Annotated in this window: 18 protein-coding genes; 10 read left to right on the top strand and 8 right to left on the bottom strand. The window is 73.3% G+C overall.

The window, feature by feature from the left end:
• Nucleotides 1-281: 281 nt before the first annotated feature.
• Nucleotides 282-1,874 (bottom strand): DHA2 family efflux MFS transporter permease subunit, encoded by a 1,593-nt coding sequence (locus tag ACZ6KF_RS15800; RefSeq protein WP_469159327.1) that lies wholly within the window; start codon nucleotides 1,872-1,874, stop codon nucleotides 282-284.
• Between the two features lie 215 nt (nucleotides 1,875-2,089).
• Nucleotides 2,090-2,563 carry a MarR family winged helix-turn-helix transcriptional regulator gene (locus ACZ6KF_RS15795; RefSeq protein WP_469238749.1) on the bottom strand — a complete coding sequence of 158 codons (474 nt, stop codon included), beginning with the start codon at nucleotides 2,561-2,563 and terminating at the stop codon, nucleotides 2,090-2,092.
• Nucleotides 2,564-2,790: 227 nt separating this feature from the next.
• Between ACZ6KF_RS15795 and ACZ6KF_RS15790 the strand changes: the two genes are divergently transcribed.
• Nucleotides 2,791-3,411, top strand: coding sequence for an L-threonylcarbamoyladenylate synthase (locus ACZ6KF_RS15790; protein WP_356633966.1), 621 nt, complete (start codon nucleotides 2,791-2,793; stop codon nucleotides 3,409-3,411).
• Between the two features lie 239 nt (nucleotides 3,412-3,650).
• Nucleotides 3,651-4,847 (top strand): glycoside hydrolase family 64 protein, encoded by a 1,197-nt coding sequence (locus tag ACZ6KF_RS15785; RefSeq protein WP_356633968.1) that lies wholly within the window; start codon nucleotides 3,651-3,653, stop codon nucleotides 4,845-4,847.
• A 21-nt stretch (nucleotides 4,848-4,868) separates the two neighbouring features.
• Here ACZ6KF_RS15785 and ACZ6KF_RS15780 read toward each other — a convergent pair whose 3' ends face one another.
• Entirely contained in the window at nucleotides 4,869-5,837 is a 969-nt protein-coding gene (locus tag ACZ6KF_RS15780; protein ID WP_356633970.1) for a TauD/TfdA dioxygenase family protein, read from the bottom strand.
• A 93-nt stretch (nucleotides 5,838-5,930) separates the two neighbouring features.
• On the opposite strand from ACZ6KF_RS15780, the gene ACZ6KF_RS15775 reads away from it, so the two are divergent.
• Entirely contained in the window at nucleotides 5,931-6,761 is an 831-nt protein-coding gene (locus ACZ6KF_RS15775) for an aldo/keto reductase (protein WP_469159341.1), read from the top strand.
• A gap of 13 nt (nucleotides 6,762-6,774) precedes the next feature.
• Here the strand turns inward: ACZ6KF_RS15775 and ACZ6KF_RS15770 are convergent, their stop codons facing one another.
• Nucleotides 6,775-7,239 carry a peroxiredoxin gene (locus tag ACZ6KF_RS15770; RefSeq protein ID WP_469159328.1) on the bottom strand — a complete coding sequence of 155 codons (465 nt, stop codon included), beginning with the start codon at nucleotides 7,237-7,239 and terminating at the stop codon, nucleotides 6,775-6,777.
• Between the two features lie 605 nt (nucleotides 7,240-7,844).
• On the opposite strand from ACZ6KF_RS15770, the gene ACZ6KF_RS15765 reads away from it, so the two are divergent.
• The 3 genes from ACZ6KF_RS15765 (at nucleotide 7,845) to hemC (ending at nucleotide 10,799) form a co-directional block, all read left to right on the top strand.
• The gene (locus ACZ6KF_RS15765) at nucleotides 7,845-8,825 is read left to right on the top strand and encodes an ATP-dependent DNA ligase (protein ID WP_469238747.1); all 981 of its coding nucleotides are present in this window, start codon (nucleotides 7,845-7,847) and stop codon (nucleotides 8,823-8,825) included.
• A gap of 147 nt (nucleotides 8,826-8,972) precedes the next feature.
• A complete protein-coding gene (locus tag ACZ6KF_RS15760; protein WP_356633976.1) occupies nucleotides 8,973-9,746 on the top strand; it encodes an NPP1 family protein in 774 nt (257 codons plus the stop codon).
• A gap of 117 nt (nucleotides 9,747-9,863) precedes the next feature.
• The gene (gene hemC / locus ACZ6KF_RS15755) at nucleotides 9,864-10,799 is read left to right on the top strand and encodes a hydroxymethylbilane synthase (protein ID WP_356633978.1); all 936 of its coding nucleotides are present in this window, start codon (nucleotides 9,864-9,866) and stop codon (nucleotides 10,797-10,799) included.
• A 36-nt stretch (nucleotides 10,800-10,835) separates the two neighbouring features.
• Here the strand turns inward: hemC and ACZ6KF_RS15750 are convergent, their stop codons facing one another.
• On the bottom strand, nucleotides 10,836-11,357 hold the full coding sequence (locus ACZ6KF_RS15750; protein WP_356633980.1) for a hypothetical protein: 522 nt from the start codon (nucleotides 11,355-11,357) through the stop codon (nucleotides 10,836-10,838).
• A gap of 413 nt (nucleotides 11,358-11,770) precedes the next feature.
• On the opposite strand from ACZ6KF_RS15750, the gene ACZ6KF_RS15745 reads away from it, so the two are divergent.
• Complete coding sequence (locus tag ACZ6KF_RS15745; protein WP_356633982.1) at nucleotides 11,771-12,562, top strand: SigB/SigF/SigG family RNA polymerase sigma factor; 792 nt, start codon at nucleotides 11,771-11,773, stop codon at nucleotides 12,560-12,562.
• Nucleotides 12,563-12,626: 64 nt separating this feature from the next.
• Here the strand turns inward: ACZ6KF_RS15745 and ACZ6KF_RS15740 are convergent, their stop codons facing one another.
• Complete coding sequence (locus ACZ6KF_RS15740; RefSeq protein WP_356633984.1) at nucleotides 12,627-12,959, bottom strand: ANTAR domain-containing protein; 333 nt, start codon at nucleotides 12,957-12,959, stop codon at nucleotides 12,627-12,629.
• Between the two features lie 127 nt (nucleotides 12,960-13,086).
• Here ACZ6KF_RS15740 and ACZ6KF_RS15735 point away from each other — a divergent pair, with 127 nt between their 5' ends.
• Nucleotides 13,087-13,890: a VOC family protein gene (locus ACZ6KF_RS15735; protein ID WP_469159331.1), complete on the top strand. Its 804-nt coding sequence runs from the start codon at nucleotides 13,087-13,089 to the stop codon at nucleotides 13,888-13,890.
• Between the two features lie 101 nt (nucleotides 13,891-13,991).
• Here the strand turns inward: ACZ6KF_RS15735 and glgX are convergent, their stop codons facing one another.
• Entirely contained in the window at nucleotides 13,992-16,130 is a 2,139-nt protein-coding gene (gene glgX / locus ACZ6KF_RS15730; protein ID WP_469239070.1) for a glycogen debranching protein GlgX, read from the bottom strand.
• 26 nt (nucleotides 16,131-16,156) lie between these two features.
• Nucleotides 16,157-16,669 carry a pep a2 gene (locus ACZ6KF_RS15725; protein WP_356633990.1) on the bottom strand — a complete coding sequence of 171 codons (513 nt, stop codon included), beginning with the start codon at nucleotides 16,667-16,669 and terminating at the stop codon, nucleotides 16,157-16,159.
• 299 nt (nucleotides 16,670-16,968) lie between these two features.
• Here ACZ6KF_RS15725 and ACZ6KF_RS15720 point away from each other — a divergent pair, with 299 nt between their 5' ends.
• Nucleotides 16,969-17,268, top strand: a complete 300-nt coding sequence (locus ACZ6KF_RS15720; protein ID WP_469159332.1) for a DUF5133 domain-containing protein — start codon at nucleotides 16,969-16,971, stop codon at nucleotides 17,266-17,268.
• Nucleotides 17,269-17,338: 70 nt separating this feature from the next.
• The coding region (locus ACZ6KF_RS15715; protein WP_469238745.1) for a maltotransferase domain-containing protein at nucleotides 17,339-18,335 on the top strand (997 nt) is incomplete at its 3' end.

Below are 18,335 nucleotides of genomic sequence, written 5' to 3'. Positions count from 1 at the left end.
GCCGGTTCGGGGACGTTACCCCAATCGTGCGGGATGCCCCCGGTGGCTTCCGGCAGCCTGGACGTCGTACGGCATCCCGGACCCGGGCGGCGGGACGGGCGCCGCCCGCCGCCCCGAGGAGAGGCCGGCGGGCGGACCCGGCACGGTGTGGCGGCGGCGCGGTGGCGCATGCCGAACTTCGCCGTACGCCGTACGCGGGCGGCTCGGTCGCGCTCGCCGGGCCTCCCCCGCATATCGGCCACTCAGGCGTCCGCGCCGCCCCTCCCCCGCACGCCGGCGCCTCAGTCGTGCGCGTCGGCCGTCCGCCGTACGCCGACGGCGGCGAGCACCGCGCCCAGCAGACACAGGACGCCGGTGAGCACGGCGGCCGCGTGCATGCCGTTCACGAAGGCCTGGCCGCTGCCCTCGACGACGGCGGCGCGCAGCGCGGCGGGCATGTCGGCGGAGACGGGCGCAATGCCCATGGCGACGGCGTCCTTGGCCTCGGCGAGACCCTGCGCCACGGCCGGGGGTACTCCGGCGCCGGTGAGTTCCCGGGTCAGCGACGAGCCGGCGTTGCCGCTGATCACGGAGATCAGTACGGAGGTGCCGAGGGCGCCGCCGACCTGGAGGGCGGTGGCCTGCAGCCCGCCGGCGACGCCGCCGTCACGCACGGGGGCGTTGCCGACGATCGCGTCCGATGCGGCCGACAGCACCATGCCGACGCCGAGGCCGAGGGCGATGAACGGCGGCCACATGGTGGCGTAGGAGGAGTCGGTCTGCCAGGAGAGCATGCCGAAGCAGGCGGCGGCCTGGAGCAGCAACCCGACGGGCATGGCGACCCGGGCGCCGAAGCGCGCGGTGACGGCCGCGCCCAGCGGGGAGGCGACCAGGGAGGCCAGGCTCAAGGGCAGGGTGCGCACGCCCGCCTCCACGGGGGTGAAGCCGCGCACGTTCTGGAGGTAGAGCATGACGAAGAAGATCACGCCGAGCAGCACGAAGAAGTTCAGGGCGGTGACGATCGTGCCGAAGGTCAGCGCGGGACTGCGGAACAGCCGCATCGGCAGCAGCGGATGGGCGACCCGCGTCTCGTGCCGGCCGAACACACCCATGATCACCAGACCGGCGCCGATCGCGCCCCAGGTGCCCGGCGACGTCCAGCCCCAGGTCTCGCCCTTGACCACGCCGAAGACCACGGCGAGCAGTCCGGCGGCGAGCAGGACGACGCCGGGGATGTCGAACCGCTGAGGCTTCCCGGCGCTGCGGGCGGCCGGCAGCACGTAGGCGCTGAAGGCGAGGGCGGCGACGCCGATGGGGGCATTGATGTAGAAGACGGTCTCCCAGTTGACGTGCTCGACCAGCAGTCCGCCGACGATGGGGCCGAGGGCGGTGGCGACGGCGGAGACCATGCCCCAGATGCCGACGGCCATGCCGAACTTCCGGGGCGGGAAGACGGTGCGCAGGATGCCGAGGGTGTTGGGCACCAGCAGTCCGCCGAACAGTCCCTGGAGGGCGCGGAAGAGGATGACGCCCTCGATGGAGCCGGACAGGCCGATGGCGACGGAGGTGACGACGAATCCGGCGACGCCGGCGAGGTAGAGGGTGCGCCGGCCGAAGCGGTCGCCGAGCTTGCCGCCCAGGATGAGGCTGGCGGCGAGGGCGAGCAGGTAGGAGTTGGTCACCCACTGCAGGTCGGCGGAGGAGGCGTCGAGGTCGCGGCCGATCTCGGGGTTGGCGATGGCGACGACGGAACCGTCGAGCTGCACCATGAACAGGCCGAAGGCGACCGCGACCAGGCTGAGCCAGGCGTTGGCCCGGCGACCGGACTCCGGGGCGGGGACGGGTGTGGGTGCGGGGGTGGCGGGGGACGGCTGATCCACGGGGGTGGACGGCATGGAGGGAAGGCCTTGTCTCGTGTGAGGTGACGACGACGGGCGCGCGGGCGGACACAGGGGCGCGGCGTCCGTCGTTGGAGAACGCGGGAGAACCCGGGAGGGGACGGCGGGTGGCGGGCGCGCGGTCCGTCGCGGGAGAGGAGCGGCGGTGGGCCCGCGGGCGCGCACCGGCGACGCTCACGCCGACCGCGTCGGGGCGGGTGGCGTGAGCGCGGTCAGTGGGCCGCGGGGTGCAGCGCGCGCGTCAGGGACTGCAGGGCGCCGAGCGCGGAGCCGAGGGCGTCCAGCTCCCCGTCGGTGAGCGCGACCAGGGCCCCGCGCAGGTGGCTCTCCTGCAGGCGCCGCACCTCGGCGAGGTGCGCGCGGGCAGTCGCGGTCGGGTAGAGGTGGGCGACCCGCTTGTCGGCACTGTCCTGCCGGCGTTCGAGCAGTCCGCGCTCGGTGAGCTGGGTGACCAGGGCGCTGACGTTGTTGGGCTTCATCAGCAGTGCCTCGGCGGCCTCGCGCACGGTCGCGCCCTCCCGCCGGCCGACGAACCGGAGCAGCGCGAGCTGCGCCTCCGGCGGCTTGGGGTGCGGGAAGTCCTGCGCGATCCGCCGGTCCAGGGCCCGGTGCAGCGCGGGCAGCAGCGCCGCGAGTTCAAAGGCCGCGCGGTCGGCGTCGCTACGGGGCCCACGGGCGGAGGACATGCGCCCAGAATAAAGTATGGAAACATAGGTATGTCAAGCGAGGCACTTCAGGATCCGCCGGCCGGGGCGCTCCCGCCGGCAATCCGCGACCGAGGCGCCCCGACCGGGGAGTGCGCGGCCGGACAACCGTGACCGCGGGACGACTGTGACCGCAGGAGAATGCCCACCGGAGCACCCGGCTCAGGACCCTCCGCGCCGCACCCCCGCCCACGGCATAAGCTCGGCGGATGGCGAAGTACTACGACGTGCACCCCGACAACCCCCAGCCGCGCACCATCGGCCAGATCGCCGACAGCGTCCGCTCCGGCGCCCTGATCGCGTACCCCACCGACTCCTGCTACGCGCTCGGCTGCCGGCTGGGCAGCCGCGACGGCATCGAGCGGATCCGTTCCATCCGCCGCCTGGACGACCGGCACCACTTCACCCTGGTGTGCCAGGACTTCGCCCAGCTGGGGCAGTTCGTTCGCGTCGACAACGACGTGTTCCGCGCGGTCAAGGCGTCGACGCCGGGCAGCTACACGTTCATCCTGCCCGCGACGAAGGAGGTGCCGCGCATGCTCCAGCACCCGAAGAAGAAGACGGTCGGCGTGCGCATCCCCGACCACGTCGTCACCCAGGCCCTCCTCGCCGAACTGGGCGAGCCGCTGCTGTCCAGCACGCTGCTGCTGCCCGACGAGGACGAGCCGATGACGCAGGGCTGGGAGATCAAGGACCGGCTCGACCACGCGCTCGACGGCGTGGTCGACTCCGGCGACTGCGGGACCGAGCCGACCACGGTGATCGACTTCTCCGGCGGCGAGGCGGAGATCGTACGGCGCGGGGCGGGCGACACCTCGCGGTTCGAGTAGCCCACGAACCGCACCGGCCGGGTACGAGACGAGGGCGTGGCCCGCACCGCCGGGTACGGGAAGGACCGGCCGGGCACAGGAACGGACCAACCGGTACGGGTGGCGGGGCGCGGCCCCGCCCCGCCACCCCTGTGGCCCGGTCCTCACTCCCACCATTGACATGAACCCGCCCAAGCGACAATCTGAGAGCGCTCTCACCGGTACGGACCAATTCCCCACACCCCGCACGGAGGTGGAGCGTGCTCGCACGATTCAGAGACCGTCTGCTCACCGCGGCCACCGCGATCGGCCTGGTCGGCGCCCTGCTCACGTTCGGCGCCGCACCGCCCGCCGACGCCGCGGTGCCCGCCACCATCCCCCTGAAGATCACCAACAGCTCCGGCCGCGGCGAGCCGGTGTACATCTACACCCTCGGCACCTCGCTGACCACGGGACAGCAGGGCTGGGCCGACGCGGCCGGCACCTTCCACGCGTGGCCGGCCGGCGGCAATCCCCCCACGCCGGCGCCGGACGCGTCCATCCCGGGACCTGCCGCCGGGCAGTCCAAGACGATCCGGATCCCCAAGCTGTCCGGGCGCATCTACTTCTCCTACGGCCGCAAGCTCGACTTCCGGCTGACGACGGGCGGGCTGGTGCAGCCGGCCGTGCAGAACCCGAGCGACCCGAACCGCGACATCCTCTTCAACTGGTCCGAGTACACGCTCAACGACGCCGGGCTCTGGCTGAACAGCACCCAGGTCGACATGTTCTCCGCGCCCTACTCGGTCGGCGTGCAGCGCGCCGACGGCAGCGTCGCGAGCACCGGGCGGCTCAAGCCGGGCGGCTACAACGCGGTCTTCAACACGCTGCGCGCGCAGCCCAATTGGGGCCGCCTGATCCAGACCCGGTCCGACGGCACGGTGCTGCGGGCGCTGGCGCCGCTGTACGGCGTGGAGACCGGGGCGCTGCCCGCCTCCGTCATGGACGACTACATCAACCGCGTCTGGCAGAAGTACACGACGTCCACCCTCACGGTCACCCCGTTCGCGAACCAGCCGGGGACCAAGTACTACGGCCGGGTGTCCGGCGGCGTCATGCACTTCACCAACAGCGCGGGCGCTGTCGTCACCAGCTTCCAGAAACCGGACGCCTCCAGCGTCTTCGGCTGCCACCGGCTGCTGGACGCCCCCAACGACGCGGTGCGCGGCCCGATCTCGCGGACGCTGTGCGCGGGCTTCAACCGCTCGACGCTGCTCAGCAACCCCAACCAGCCGGACGCCTCGTCCGCGGGCTTCTACCAGGACGCGGTGACCAACCACTACGCCAGGGCCGTGCACGCGCAGATGGCCGACGGCAAGGCGTACGCGTTCGCCTTCGACGACGTCGGCCACCACGAGTCCCTGGTCCACGACGGCAACCCGGCCCAGGCGTACCTCACGCTCGACCCGTTCAGCTGACCGGCACGGAGCCGGGGCGCCTCACCAGCGTCCCGGCTCGCTGCCGGTGATCGGCTCGGACGGCCTGCCGTCCACGCCGACCGGCACGTCCCCGGCGAGCATCACCCGGTGCATGGTCCGCGGGAAGTCCAGATGGGCGTTGTCGCTCGGGGCGAGGTGGATGGTGGCCCGATTGTCCCAGAAGGCCACGCTGCCGGGCTCCCAGCGGAAGCGGACGGTGTACTCCGGCCGGACGGCCTGCTCCAGCAGCATCTCCAGCAGGGCGGCGCTCTCCTGGCGGGAGAGGCCGGCGATCTGCTCGACGTAGTAGCCGTTGACGTACAGCACCCGCTCCCCCGTCTCCGGGTGGACGCGCACGAGCGGGTGCACCGTCGCGATCTGGTGGTCCAGCAGGTGCCGGACGTAGGCGTCGTCGCCGGGCCGGGGCTGGTAGCCGACGCCGAGCCGGTGCTCGGCCCGCAGCCCGTCCACGAACCGCCGTACCGGCTCGGAGAGTCCGGCGTACGCCGCCGCGAGGTTGGACCAGGTGGTGTCGCCGCCGTAGGGCGGGACGGTCTCGGCGCGCAGGATCGTCGCGGCCGGCGGGTCGACGCGCGCCCCGTGGTCGCAGTGCCAGCCCCGCAGCAGGGTGTGCCGGCGGCGCCGCAGCCATTCGTCGTGCTCCATGCCGAACCGGCCGCCCAGTTCCAGCCGGTCGGCGGTCGTCTCGATCTCCGGGACGCCGGGCGGCGACGCCTTGCCGCGCCGCCGCAGCACGACGGGCTCGCCGAACCGCCGGGCGAAGGCCACGTGGCCCGCGTGGTCGAGGCGCTGGCCCCGGAAGAACACCACCTTCCAGCGCAGCATTGCCGCCCGGATCGCGGCGACCTGCGCGTCGTCGAGCCCGGCGGCGAGATCCACCCCGGTGATCTCGGCCCCGATGTGCCCGGCGACCGGGTGCACCCCGATGCCCGCGTCCCGTTCCCCCGCGCCGGCCCTGTCCGTCGTCATCAGCACTCCGATGGTCGTATGCGTCGGCCGGCGGGAAGATCGCCGGCCCCATACTGGCCGTACCCCACAGTCGAGGGAAGGTATGTGATGTCCGTGGCCGGCATCCCGACGCACACGCTCAACGACGGCACGACGATCCCCGGCATCGGCCTGGGCACCTGGCCGATGGACGACGCGGAGGCGGAGCGGGCGGTGCTGACCGCCCTGGACGCCGGGTACCGCCTGATCGACACGGCGGCCAACTACCGCAACGAGACCGGCGTCGGCCGGGCCGTCGCCCGCACGGACGTGCCCCGCGAGGAGATCTTCGTGACGACGAAGCTCCCGGGCCGGCACCACGGCTACGACGAGACCCTCGCCTCCTTCGAGGAGTCCCGCAGCCGGCTCGGCCTCGACTACGTCGACCTGTACCTGATCCACTGGCCGCTGCCCCGCGTCGACAAGTACGCCGACTCCTGGCGGGCCATGATCAAGCTCCGTGAGGAGGGCCTGGTCCGGTCGATCGGCGTCTCCAACTTCACCGCGGAGCACCTCGGACGCCTGGAGAAGGAGACCGGCGTCCTGCCCTCCGTGAACCAGATCGAGCTGCACCCGCTGTTGCCGCAGCAGGAGTTGCGGGCGCTGCACGCCGACAAGGGCATCGTGACCGAGAGCTGGAGCCCGCTGGGCCGCGGCTCGGACCTGCTGGACGACCCGGCCGTGCGGGAGGTCGCTCGGGCGCACGGCGTGACGCCCGGTCAGGCGGTGCTGCGCTGGCACGTCCAGCTGGGCGCGCTGCCCATCCCCAAGTCGTCGGACCCCGAGCGGCAGCGGCAGAACCTGGACGTCTTCGGCTTCACGCTGGATGCCGCGCAGATGTCGGCCGTCGCCGACCGGGCCCACCGCAGGCTCGGCGGCGATCCGCGCACGCACGAGGAGTTCTGAGCCCGGCGCGGGTTCAGCCGCGGTGGGCGCGCAGGGCCGCCAGGGCCCGGTCGGCGTGGGCGTTCATGCGCAGTTCGCTGCGGACGACCTCCAGCACCGTGCGGTCGGGTGCGACGACGAAGGTGACGCGCTTGGTCGGGGCGAGCTGGAAGCCCCGCCGCACACCGAAGAGTTCCCGGACGGCGCCGTCGGCGTCGGACAGCAGCGGCATGCCGAGCGCGTGCTGTCCGGCGAACTCCTTCTGCCGTTCCACGGGATCGCCGCTCACGCCCACGGGACGGGCGCCGACGGCGGCGAACTCCGCGGCCAGGTCCCGGAAGTGGCAGGCCTCGGCGGTGCAGCCGGGGGTGAGGGCCGCGGGGTAGAAGAACAGCACCACCGGTCCGTCGGCGAGGAGCGCGGACAAACGGCGGGGCGTGCCGGTCTCGTCCGGCAGCTCGAAGTCCTCGACCTTGTCACCGACGCGCGGGGTCGCCATGGTTCCTCCTCGGGTGGCCTGCCGACCGATGCTACGCGAGGGTAAGTTCCGGCCGGCCGGCGCCCCTTGGCCGCCCGCCCGGCCACCACTCGACCGCTGCCGGCCCGACCACCGCGCGACCGGACGCCGCCTGTGCCCCGGGCGTTCGCTCGCACCCGGTCCCCCGCGCTCCGGCCGCGGCAGCCACGCCAGGCGCGCTCCGCCGGCCGAACCGGTCGTCACGCCGGCCGGGAGCGGGGCCGGGCCCGTGACGTGCTGGGTGACCGGGCCGGCGGGCCGCAGCAGCCGGGCCGAAGGCGGAGACCAGGTCGGCGGGGCGACCGGCAACGCGCCCATCCGCGTCCGGCAGCGCGTGGGGGCCGGGCAGCCAGGGTGACGCGGCGAGGCGGCCCGGGGGCGGCCATGGCGAGCAGCACGCGCACGGCCCCCGCGACCGGCCCCGCCAACGGCCACGACGCCGCCTCCCGCGGTCGACGACTCCGGCGGCGGCCCGGGGGGCCTGATCACCCGCATCGACCCAGCTCACTGAGCCGAACGGCGGGACCCCGGTGCCCCTCAGGGGGTGCCGGGGTCCCGCCGTCGCCGTGCCGCGGCAGTCTCGAGCCGTGACCCTGCCGCTGATCGCCCCCATGCTCGCCACCCCCGGCGCCCTGCCGCCCCCGGCACAGGACGCGCGCTGGGCGTACGAGACCAAGCAGGACGGCCAGCGCGCGGTGGTGTACCTCCCCGGCGACGGAAGCCTGCTGCTGCGCGCCCGATCCGGCGAGGACATCACCGCCGCCTACCCGGAGCTGCGCCCTCTCGGCGGCGCTCTCGGTTCCACCCCCGCGGTGCTGGACGGGGAGGTGCTGGCCCTGGACGAACACGGGCGCGCCGACTTCCAGTTGCTCCAGTCCCGGATGGGCCTCGCCCACGCCCCCGGCCGGGCCGCGCTCCGGGCCGCCCGGGTCCCCGTGCACCTGGTCCTGTTCGACGTCATGCACCTGGACGGCGCGTCCCTGCTGCGGGAGCCGTACCTGCGGCGGCGCGAGCGGCTCGACGCCCTCGGGTTGAGCGGCCCGTTTTGGTCGACGCCCGCCGCCCTGGTCGGCCACGGCCGCGAGGCCCTGCGCGCCACGCTGGAGCACGGTCTGGAAGGGCTGGTCTGCAAGCGGCTGGACTCGCCGTACGAGCCGGGCGTCCGCTCGCGGGCCTGGATCAAGATCCGCAACATGCGCGGCGAGGACGTCGTCGTGGGCGGCTGGCTGCCCGGCAAGGGACGGCTGGCCGGCCTGCCCGGCGCGGTCCTGGTCGGCCAGCGCGCCGCGGGCCGGCTGCGCTACGTCGGCAGCGTCGGCACCGGCTGGAGCGAGGCCGAACGCCGGGAACTGGCCGCGCTGTTGCGGGCGGACGCGACCGACGTGTGTCCCTTCGACCCCGTGCCGCCGGCGCCGGGCGCGCACTGGGTGGCGCCCCGGCTGGTCGGCGAGGTCCGCTACAGCACCCGTACCCGCGCCGGGCTGCTGCGCCAGCCGTCCTGGCTGCGGCTGCGGCCGGACCTCACGCCGGAGGAGTCCGCCGCCGACCTGCCGGACGACCTCGTGTGACGTACCGCTGGGGCATGACAAATATTGGGCGGTGATTCACCGGCGGGACGCCTGGGCGGCCTTGGCGCGCAAGCGGAATTCGAGGATCCTGAACTGCCTTTCCCCCCACAGCCGTTCGGCTGCGCCCGAGTTCAGGAGGAGGACGCAGTGTCGTCCAAGAAGTCCATTCGCCGCAGGAGATGGGGCACCGGTCTGGCCGGCGCCGTCGCTCTCGTCATCGCCTTCCCCGCCACCGCCTTCGCCGCCCCGCCGCCGGCCCTGCCCGCCAACGCGGAGGCCGCGGAGCGGACGTACCAGCCGGCCTTCGACTACGACACGGACGGCTGCTACTCCACCCCCGCGATCAGCGCGGACGGCACGGTCAACGGCGGCCTCAGCCCGACCGGCGCGCTCAACGGCAACTGCCGGGACGCCTCGGACCTCGACAACACCAACAGCTACTCGCGCTACAAGTGCAACAACGGCTGGTGCGCCTACCTGTACGGTCTCTACTTCGAGAAGGACCAGGCGCTCGCCGGCACCAGCATCGGCGGTCACCGCCACGACTGGGAGCACGTCGTGGTGTGGGTGCAGAACAGCCAGGTGAAGTACGTCTCGACGTCCAACCACGGCTCCTTCACCGTGCACGCCGCCTCGCAGATCCGCTTCGACGGCACCCACGCCAAGATCGTGTACCACAAGGACGGCATCGGCACCCACTGCTTCCGCGCCGCCACCGCGGGGGACGAGCCGCCGGAGAACCACAAGGGGACCTGGCAGTACCCGCCGCTGGTCGGCTGGAACGGCTACCCGGCGGGCGTGCGCGACAAGCTGGTGGCCCACAACTTCGGCAGCGCCAACTTCGGCCTGAAGGACGGCAGCTTCAACAGCCACCTGGCCTCGGCCAAACCGTCGGGCATCACCTTCGACCCGAACGCCTGACCGCGTCCGCCCCGCCCGGTCGTCCCACCGGGCGGGGCGCTCGCGCGGGGACGGCGGCCCGCCGCGGCCGCGCCCGGAATGCGGGCGAGCGCCGCGGGAGGGTTTATCGTGTTCCGCATGCCGGTTCCCGAAGTGATCCGCGTCGTCTCCCGTGACTCCCCCATGGCGCTCGCCCAAGTGGAGCGCGTACGAGCGGAGTTGGCCGCCCTGCTGCCCGGTCTGCGTACCGAGGTGGTGCCGGTGAGGACGACCGGCGACAAGTGGATGGGCGATCTGTCCCAGGTCGAGGGCAAGGGCGCGTTCACCAAGGAGGTCGACGCCGCCCTGCTGGCCGGCGACGCCGATCTGGCGGTGCACTGCGTCAAGGACGTGCCCGCCGACCGTCCGCTCCCGGCCGGCACGGTCTTCGCGGCGTTCCTCGAGCGCGACGACATCCGCGACGCCCTGGTGCACCCGGGCGGCCTCACGCTGGACGAACTCCCGGCCGGCACCCGCGTCGGCACCTCGTCGGTGCGCCGCGTCGCCCAGCTGGCGGCCACCCATCCGCACCTTCGCTGCGTGCCGTTCCGCGGCAACGCCAACCGGCGGCTGGACAAGCTCGCCGCCGGCGAGGCGGACGCGCTGCTGCTCGCCGTCTCCGGCCTGGAGCGGATCGGCCGGACCGACGTGATCAGCGAGGTCCTCTCCACCGAGACGATGATGCCGCCCATCGGCGCGGGCATCCTCGCCCTGCAGTGCCGCGAGGACGACACCGACGTCATCGACGCCGTCAGCGCCCTCGGCGATCCGGACACGCACCGGGAGGCGACGGCGGAGCGGATGTTCCTGCATGTGCTCCAGGGGCACTGCAACAGCCCCATCGCCGGCTACGCGCGCGTCGACCGCGGCGGCGAGCTGTCCCTGCGGGCCTGTGTGTTCACCCCGGACGGCAAGACCCGGCTCAACGCCCACGAGTGGGCGGGCCGGCTCGACCCGGCCACGCTGGGCACCTCGGTCGCCGTGGCGCTGCTGCGCCAGGGTGCGCGCGAGATCATCGACGGCATCCCGCACTGACCGGCGTCCCGCGCCGGCCGGGCGCGGTGCGGCGGGTCAGGCGGTGCCCTCCTCGGCCTGGTCGCGCAGGAAGTTGCTCACCTGGTGCGCCAGACCGTCCCGGCCGGACGCGGCGTGCGCGCAGGCCGCGCCCTCGGGCAGACCGACGCCGCCCGCCCACAGCCTACGCTCGGTCCAGTCGTCGTCGACCCTCAGCTGGATCTGGACGTCCACCTGCGACAGCGCCTCCTCGGGCCCCGCGGCGAACAGCACCGCCGTGACCCGGCGCAGCGGGTACAGATCGTAGCCCTCGACGAACTGCGAGTTGCGCCAGTCCAGGAACGCGCTCTCGCCGTCGGCACCGACGCGCACGTCGATCTGGCCGTCCTCCAGGTGGATGCCGAGCCGCCGCTCACCGCGGTTCTCGACCGTCACCCGGACGCTGAAGTACGTCAGCCCCTCGGCGGCGTCGTCACGCCCCCGCGGCGGCTCCGCCCGCTCCAGTCGGTGGACGCGCAGACGCAGACCGGCATGCTCGTCGTACTCCTGCCAGTCCCCGACCACGTTCGGCTCGTACACGGTGCACCTCTCGACCTCTCGACGCTGCTTCCTATCCGTGGGCTCAGCGCACTGTCAAATGGGCGGAATGAGCCGTGGCGGGCCGTTTCCCGGCCTTGATCGCTGATCAAGCCGTGCGCAGGAAGAACCCGCCGGACCCGCGCGGGAGCGCTCGGCGGGCGTGCCGCACATCACGTCCGCGGCCGGCCGTGCCGGGGCCGGGAGCGACGCGGCGCAGTCGCCCGGTCGCGGCGCGTCGACACTTTCACCAGGGGTGTTTCGTCCCGTTTTGTTCCGGGAAAGGGCATGACAGTGCTTCGGACAGGAGGCACGTCCGTGGGAGCCGGTTCGCCGATCCCGGTGTCGTCCGAGCGGTCGAAGCGCGCGCCCACGGTGTCTGTCCACCCGGCACCTGCTGAGGGAGGCGCGCGCGCATGCGTACCGCCAGCAGAACGAAGCAACATCCCCACGACGACGCACCCGACACCGCCGCGGACTTCGAGCGGCTGCGGGAACTGTCCGACGGTCCCGAACGCAAGGCGCTCAGGGACGAACTGGTCCGGGTCTGGCTGCCGATGGCGGAGCGGATCGCGGTCCGTTTCCGCGGGCGCGGCGAGTCCCTGGAGGACCTGTACCAAGTGGCCGCGCTCGGCCTGGTCAAGGCCGTCGACCACTACGACCCCGCGCGCGGGCGCGCCTTCGAGGCGTACGCCGTGCCGACCGTGACCGGCGAGATCAAGCGGCACTTCCGCGACCACATGTGGACGCTGCACGTCCCGCGCCGCGTCCAGGACCTGCGCAACCGGGTGCGCCGCGCGGCCAAGGAGCTGGCGCAGACCACGCCGGGGCGGCCGCCGTCCGTGGCCGAGATCGCCGCGCACGCGCAACTGACCGAGGACGAGGTGCGCACCGGCATGGAGGCACTGGAGTGCTTCACGGCGCTCTCCCTGGAGGCCGAGATGCCGGGCACCGAGGGGTACGCCCTCGCGGACGCGATCGGCGGGCCCGATCCGCGCTACGACGTGGTGGTGGACCGGGTCGCCGTGGCGCCCTGTCTGCAGGCCCTGCCGGAGCGCGAGCGCACCATTCTGTACCTGCGGTTCTTCCAGGGCATGACGCAGAGCTGCATCGCCGAGCAGCTGGGCATCTCCCAGATGCACGTCTCGCGGCTGCTCAGCGCCTGCTTCGCCCGGCTGCGGGAGGAACTGCTCGCCGGACCACGGTGAGCGAGCCCCGTTGGGCGGCCCACCCGGCCCCGGTGGGCCGCCCAACGGCCCTGCCCGTCCGGTGTCACTCGGACGGGGTCCCGGGGATCTGCGCCGGCCCGTGCCGGTCCAGGGCGTCCTCCAGCTCGGCGCGGATCCTGGGGGGCAGCTCGCCGTTGCGGCCCCAGATCAGGACCAGCTCGGCGATGTGGCGCAGCTTGACGTTGGTGTGCTGGGAGACGTCCTTCAGCACGGCCCAGCCCTGGTCCGGCGTCAGCCGGCCCAGGGCGACCATCATCCCGATCGCCTGGTCGACCACCGCGTGCGAGGCCACGGCCTCCTTGAGCTGGGCGACCTGCTCCTCCAGCTCCCGCAGCCGGTCGGCCCCGTCGTCGGGCCCGCTGGGTACTGATGCCACGGATACATCCTGCCCACGGGGACCGGCATCGGCCACCGGGGCACTCGGCAGGCGCCGACACCGGATCCGGAGGGACACTGGTGTCGAACCGGTGGCTGCCGGTCGCCGCGACCCAGGATCTACTCCCATGAGCAACGACACGACACCCGCCGGCCGCGCGAGCGGCGTCCTGTCCACCCATGCCGTCTTCGGGGCACCCTGCTGGGTGAGCCTGACCAGCCGCGACGTCCAGGCCACCGAGGAGTTCTACAGCGCCGTGCTGGGCTGGGAGTGGCGGCGCGCCAAGCTCGGCGACCGCTTCCGGGTGGCCCTGTCGGAGGGATCGCCGGTCGCGGGGATCGCCGCGGTCGCCGGAATGCTGCAGACGGCGGTCGCCTGGACGCCGTACTTCGCGGTGTCCAGCGCCGACGAGGCGGTCTCGCGGGTGCAGGAGCGGGGCGGCACCACGGCGGTCGGACCGATCTCCTTCCCGCCGGGGCGGGCGGCTCTCCTGGCCGACCGGGACGGCGCCACGTTCGGCATCTGGGAGGGCGAGCTGGTCACCGACTGGGACACCTGGCGGCACGCGGCCCCGGCCTTCGTCCGGCTGCACACGCGGGACGCCTTCGACGCCGCGATCTTCTACGGCGAGGTCCTCGACTGGGCCTCGTCCAAGCCGGGCTGCTGCGAGGTGGGCTACGAGGGCGACGAAGTGGTCCTGCGCAGCGGGGGCGACGTGGTGGCCCGCATCGTGTCCGGCGCCCTGGGAGAGGCCCCCGACCCGAGCGTGCGCCCGCACTGGCAGGTCCACTTCGCCGTCCCGGACGTCGCGGCCTGCGCACGCGCCGCCGAGGCGCACGGGGGCAGCGTCCTGCGGGAGACCGCCGACGAGGCGGTGCTCCGCGACGCGGACGGCGCCCGGTTCACGGTGACGGCGCGCCGCGCGCGCTGACGCGGAGCGAGCGACCCGCGCCCCGCGCCCCGCGCCCGCATGGCGACGGGGGCCCGCACCGCACGCGGGCCCCCGTCGGGCCGGTCTCCCAGGGAGCCGGCTCAGTCCCCCTTGCGGCGTGCGCCGCCCGGCAGGCGGGACGGCCGGGACAGCAGGACCAGGCCGCGCCCCTCCACGCGCACCACCGTGCCGGCCTTGTGCTCGCGCTCGTCGGGGACGCCCTGCGGGTCGGCGGTGTCGATCAGGGCCGTCCAGCGCTCCCCGTAGGCGGCGTCCGGGAGGCGGAAGTCGACCGGCTCCCAGTAGCCGTTGAGCAGCAGCAGGAACGAGTCGTCCACGACCGGCCGGCCGTAGGCGTCGCGCTCGGCGATGGCGTCGCCGTTGAGGAAGACGCCGACGGTGTGCGCGTCGGAGCGCTGCCAGTCCTGTTCCCCCATCTCGCTCGCGTTGGGCAGCAGCCACACCAGGTCGGGCAGCGGCTGCTCGGCGTTCCTCGGCGTCTCGCCCCGGAAGAAGCGCCGGCGGCGCAGCACCGGGTGCTCGGCGCGCAGGGCGATGAGGCGGCGGGTGAACTCGCGCAGCGCTTCCTGCTCCTCGGTCAGCCGCCAGTCGATCCAGGAGATCTCGTTGTCCTGGCAGTAGGCGTTGTTGTTGCCGCGCTGGGTGCGCCCGAGTTCGTCGCCGTGGCAGAGCATCGGGATGCCCTGCGACAGCAGCAGCGTGGCGAGGAAGTTGCGTTGCTGGCGGCCGCGCAGCTCCAGCACCCCGGGGTCGTCCGTCTCGCCCTCGGCGCCGCAGTTCCAGGACCGGTTGTCGCTCTCCCCGTCCTGGTTGTCCTCGCCGTTGGCCTCGTTGTGCTTGTCGTTGTACGACACCAGGTCGCGCAGCGTGAACCCGTCGTGCGCGGTGACGAAGTTGACGCTGGCGCGCGGCCGGCGCCTGCTGTGCTGGTACAGGTCGGAGGAGCCGGTCAGCCGGGACGCGAACTCGCCGAGCGTGTGCTCCTCACCGCGCCAGAAGTCCCGTACGGCGTCCCGGTACATGCCGTTCCACTCCGACCACAGCGGCGGGAAGTTGCCCACCTGGTAGCCGCCCTCCCCCACGTCCCAGGGCTCGGCGATCAGCTTGACCCGGCTGATCACCGGGTCCTGCTGGATGAGGTCGAAGAACGCCGAGAGCCGGTCCACCTCGTGGAACTGCCGGGCCAGGGTCGCCGCGAGGTCGAAGCGGAAGCCGTCGACGTGCATCTCGGTGACCCAGTACCGCAGCGAGTCCATGATCAGCTGGAGGACGTAGGGGTGCCGCATGAGCAGGCTGTTGCCGGTGCCGGTGGTGTCGTAGTAGTGCCGCCAGTCGCCGTCGACCAGCCGGTAGTAGGAGGCGTTGTCGATGCCGCGGAAGGAGAGGGTGGGACCCCGCTCGTTGCCCTCGGCGGTGTGGTTGTAGACGACGTCGAGGATCACCTCGAGGCCGGCCGCGTGCAGCGCCCTGACCATCGACTTGAACTCGGCGACCTGCTCCCCGCGGGTGCCGCGGGCCGCGTAGGCGTTGTGCGGCGCGAAGAAGCCGATGGTGTTGTAGCCCCAGTAGTTGGACAGCCCGCGGTCCTGGAGGTGGCCGTCCTGCACGAACTGGTGCACCGGCATCAGCTCCACCGCCGTCACCCCGAGCCGGGCCAGATGCTCGACGACGGCCGGGTGGGCGAGCCCCGCGTAGGTGCCGCGCAGCTCGGGCGGCACGTCGGGGTGGGTGCGGGTGAGCCCGCGCACATGGGCCTCGTAGATCACGGTGTCCGCGTACGGCCGTCGCAGCGGACGGTCGTCGCCCCAGTCGAACGCCGGGTCGGTCACCACGCCGAGCATGGTGTGCCCGGCGCTGTCGGCCGGGTCGGGGCCGGCGGCCGAGCGCTCGTAGAGCGAGGGGTGGTTGTCGATCTGGCCGTCCACGGCGGTGGCGTACGGGTCGAGGAGCAGCTTGGCCGGGTTGCAGCGCTGGCCGACGGCCGGGTGCCAGGGTCCGTGCACCCGGTAGCCGTAGCGCTGCCCCGGTCCGACGTCGGGCAGGTAGCAGTGCCAGACGAAGCCGTCGACCTCGGTGAGCGGCACGGTGCGGTGGTGCCCGTCGTCGTCCACGAGGACGAGTTCGACACGCTGGGCGACCTCGCTGAACAGGGCGAAGTTGGTGCCCCTGCCGTCGTAGGAGGCCCCCAAGGGGTAGGGGTGCCCGCTCCAGGCGGGCACCCCTGCGTTCCGGTACGGCTGTTTCGTCACCGTGCGTCCTCCAGGGCGCCGTCGGGCGTGATCGGCGGTGCGGCCAGGGCGGCGACGGGGATCTCGCGGGGCACCTGGAGCCCCTCGCGCAGGCCCGGCGTGGGCGCCTTGGGCACCAGCGGGACCAGGCGGCCGGCGCGGGCGCGCTGCGAGAACCAGATGACCTTGCTGCCGGTGTCGGTGGTGCAGCAGCCCCAGCCGTCGCTCATGGCGGCGATGTGCTGGAGGCAGCCGCGCAGGTCCTGGTCGGGACGCAGGTCCCAGTTGTCGTCCCCGACGGCGGTGATCAGGTGCTGGCCGTTCCACCACATCTCGATCGAGGTGCGCTTGTCCCGGGCGTGCTCGTCGATGGTGCGCAGCAGCAGTTCGGCGCTGCCGCAGACGGGCTTGACGAGCGGTTCGAGGTCCCAGTACCGGAGGTGGGCCGCCAGGATGCGGCTGACCTGTCCGACGCGTTCCGGGCCGACTTCCACGTCGAGGTGGTAGTAGCAGGGCACTGCGGTCTTCATCGTCGTTGGCTCCTCACCGCGAGGCTCCCGCTCCGCCGGGCCTGGCGACCCGACCTCCCGAGCACGGAGCGTGAGCACCGATCGCTTCTGAGTCACCTCAACAGTGCGGGTGCTAGCCCATTCGTGCAACACGAGCGCATCACCGGGACTGTTGAAGCTCTAACAAGACGCTGAGTCGCTATACGTGCACCATGAGTGAAGGCTTCGATCGCCGTAACGGATCCGTGCCGCTCGTGCGCACGGCGCCGGCCCGACCGTCGGGACGTGCCCATCGGGAGCCCGGAAGGTGAAACGGCGCCATGCTGCTACCCGCCAGAGCCGAAGTCGCCCGGCAGCTGCGGCGGTACCGGGCCTGGGAACGCGCGATGCTCGCGGCCCCCGCCGATGGCACGGTGCGGGCCGCCTTCGAGGACTCGGGCTACACCCTGTGCGTGCTGATGGGAAAGCGGTGCGCACGCGAGGCCGCCGACGCGGCCGACCGCTATCTGCGCACCAGCCTGGCCACCTACCTGCAGGAGCAGAACGGCCGCCCCTGCCGCGGGCGCGTCGCACGGCGCGGCGCTCCGGCGGGCCGACGGCCCTCCCGGGCAGGGCGGTGATCCCCCTTCCGGAGCATGGATCCCGGCCGGGCCGCAGGGCCCGGCTTCGAGTACGGCGGAGGTGAGACCCGTGAGGAGTACCGAGACCATCGGCCGCATCCCGGTCCGGGATGTCCGTCCGGCGGTGGACGGCGGCCGGCGCCCGGCGAAGGCCGTCCCTGGAGAAACGTTTCAGGTCACCGCCACGGTGTTCCGCGAGGGACACGACGCGGTCGCCGCCAACGTCGTGCTCCGCGATCCGCGGGGGCGCCCCGGCCCGTGGACGCCGATGCGCGAACTGGCGCCCGGCAGCGACCGCTGGGGCGCCGAGGTCACCCCGGACGCGGAAGGGCGCTGGACGTTCACCGTGGAGGCGTGGAGCGACCCGCTGACCACCTGGCGCCGCACGGCCCGCATCAAGGTTCCGGCCGGCATCGACACCGGCCTGGTCCTGGAGGAGGGCGCCGACCTGTACGAGCGGGCGGCGGCGGGGGTGCCCCGGGGGGCGGCCCGTGAAGCCGTGCTCACCGCGGCGCGCACCCTGCGGGACGACTCGCTGCCGGTGTCGACCCGCCTCGCGGCGGCGCTGACGCCGCAGGTGCAGGCGGTGCTCGCGCGGTATCCGGTGCGGGAGTTGGTGACCGCGTCGGAGCCGTTGCCGCTGCTGGTGGAGCGGGAGCGGGCGCTGTTCGGGTCGTGGTACGAGTTCTTCCCCCGTTCCGAGGGCACGCCCGAGCGTCCGCACGGCACGTTCCGCACGGCCGCGCGGCGGCTGCCCGCGATCGCGGGGATGGGCTTCGACGTGGTCTACCTGCCGCCCATCCACCCCATCGGCACGACCTTCCGCAAGGGGCCCAACAACTCCCTGTCGGCCGGCCCGCAGGACGTGGGCGTGCCGTGGGCGATCGGGTCGCCGGAGGGCGGGCACGACGCCGTCCATCCCGACCTGGGCACCCTGGAGGACTTCGACCGGTTCGTGGAGCGGGCCGGGGAGCTGGGGCTGGAGGTGGCGCTGGACTTCGCGCTGCAGTGCTCGCCGGACCATCCGTGGGTGGACAAGCATCCGGAGTGGTTCCACCACCGCCCCG

This window comes from Streptomyces sp. NPDC046379, from assembly GCF_055587785.1.
The sequence above is the reverse complement of the archived record's forward strand: the minus strand, read 5'-3'. Positions and strand labels throughout refer to the sequence as shown.

Coding starts and splice junctions, on each gene's coding strand:
- ACZ6KF_RS15800 (WP_469159327.1), bottom strand. CDS start 1,874: ATGCCGTCCACCCCCGTGGATCAGCCGTCCCCCGCCACCCCCGCACCC.
- ACZ6KF_RS15795 (WP_469238749.1), bottom strand. CDS start 2,563: ATGTCCTCCGCCCGTGGGCCCCGTAGCGACGCCGACCGCGCGGCCTTT.
- ACZ6KF_RS15790 (WP_356633966.1), top strand. CDS start 2,791: ATGGCGAAGTACTACGACGTGCACCCCGACAACCCCCAGCCGCGCACC.
- ACZ6KF_RS15780 (WP_356633970.1), bottom strand. CDS start 5,837: ATGACGACGGACAGGGCCGGCGCGGGGGAACGGGACGCGGGCATCGGG.
- ACZ6KF_RS15770 (WP_469159328.1), bottom strand. CDS start 7,239: ATGGCGACCCCGCGCGTCGGTGACAAGGTCGAGGACTTCGAGCTGCCG.
- hemC (WP_356633978.1), top strand. CDS start 9,864: ATGCCGGTTCCCGAAGTGATCCGCGTCGTCTCCCGTGACTCCCCCATG.
- ACZ6KF_RS15745 (WP_356633982.1), top strand. CDS start 11,771: ATGCGTACCGCCAGCAGAACGAAGCAACATCCCCACGACGACGCACCC.
- ACZ6KF_RS15735 (WP_469159331.1), top strand. CDS start 13,087: ATGAGCAACGACACGACACCCGCCGGCCGCGCGAGCGGCGTCCTGTCC.
- ACZ6KF_RS15725 (WP_356633990.1), bottom strand. CDS start 16,669: ATGAAGACCGCAGTGCCCTGCTACTACCACCTCGACGTGGAAGTCGGC.
- ACZ6KF_RS15720 (WP_469159332.1), top strand. CDS start 16,969: ATGCTGCTACCCGCCAGAGCCGAAGTCGCCCGGCAGCTGCGGCGGTAC.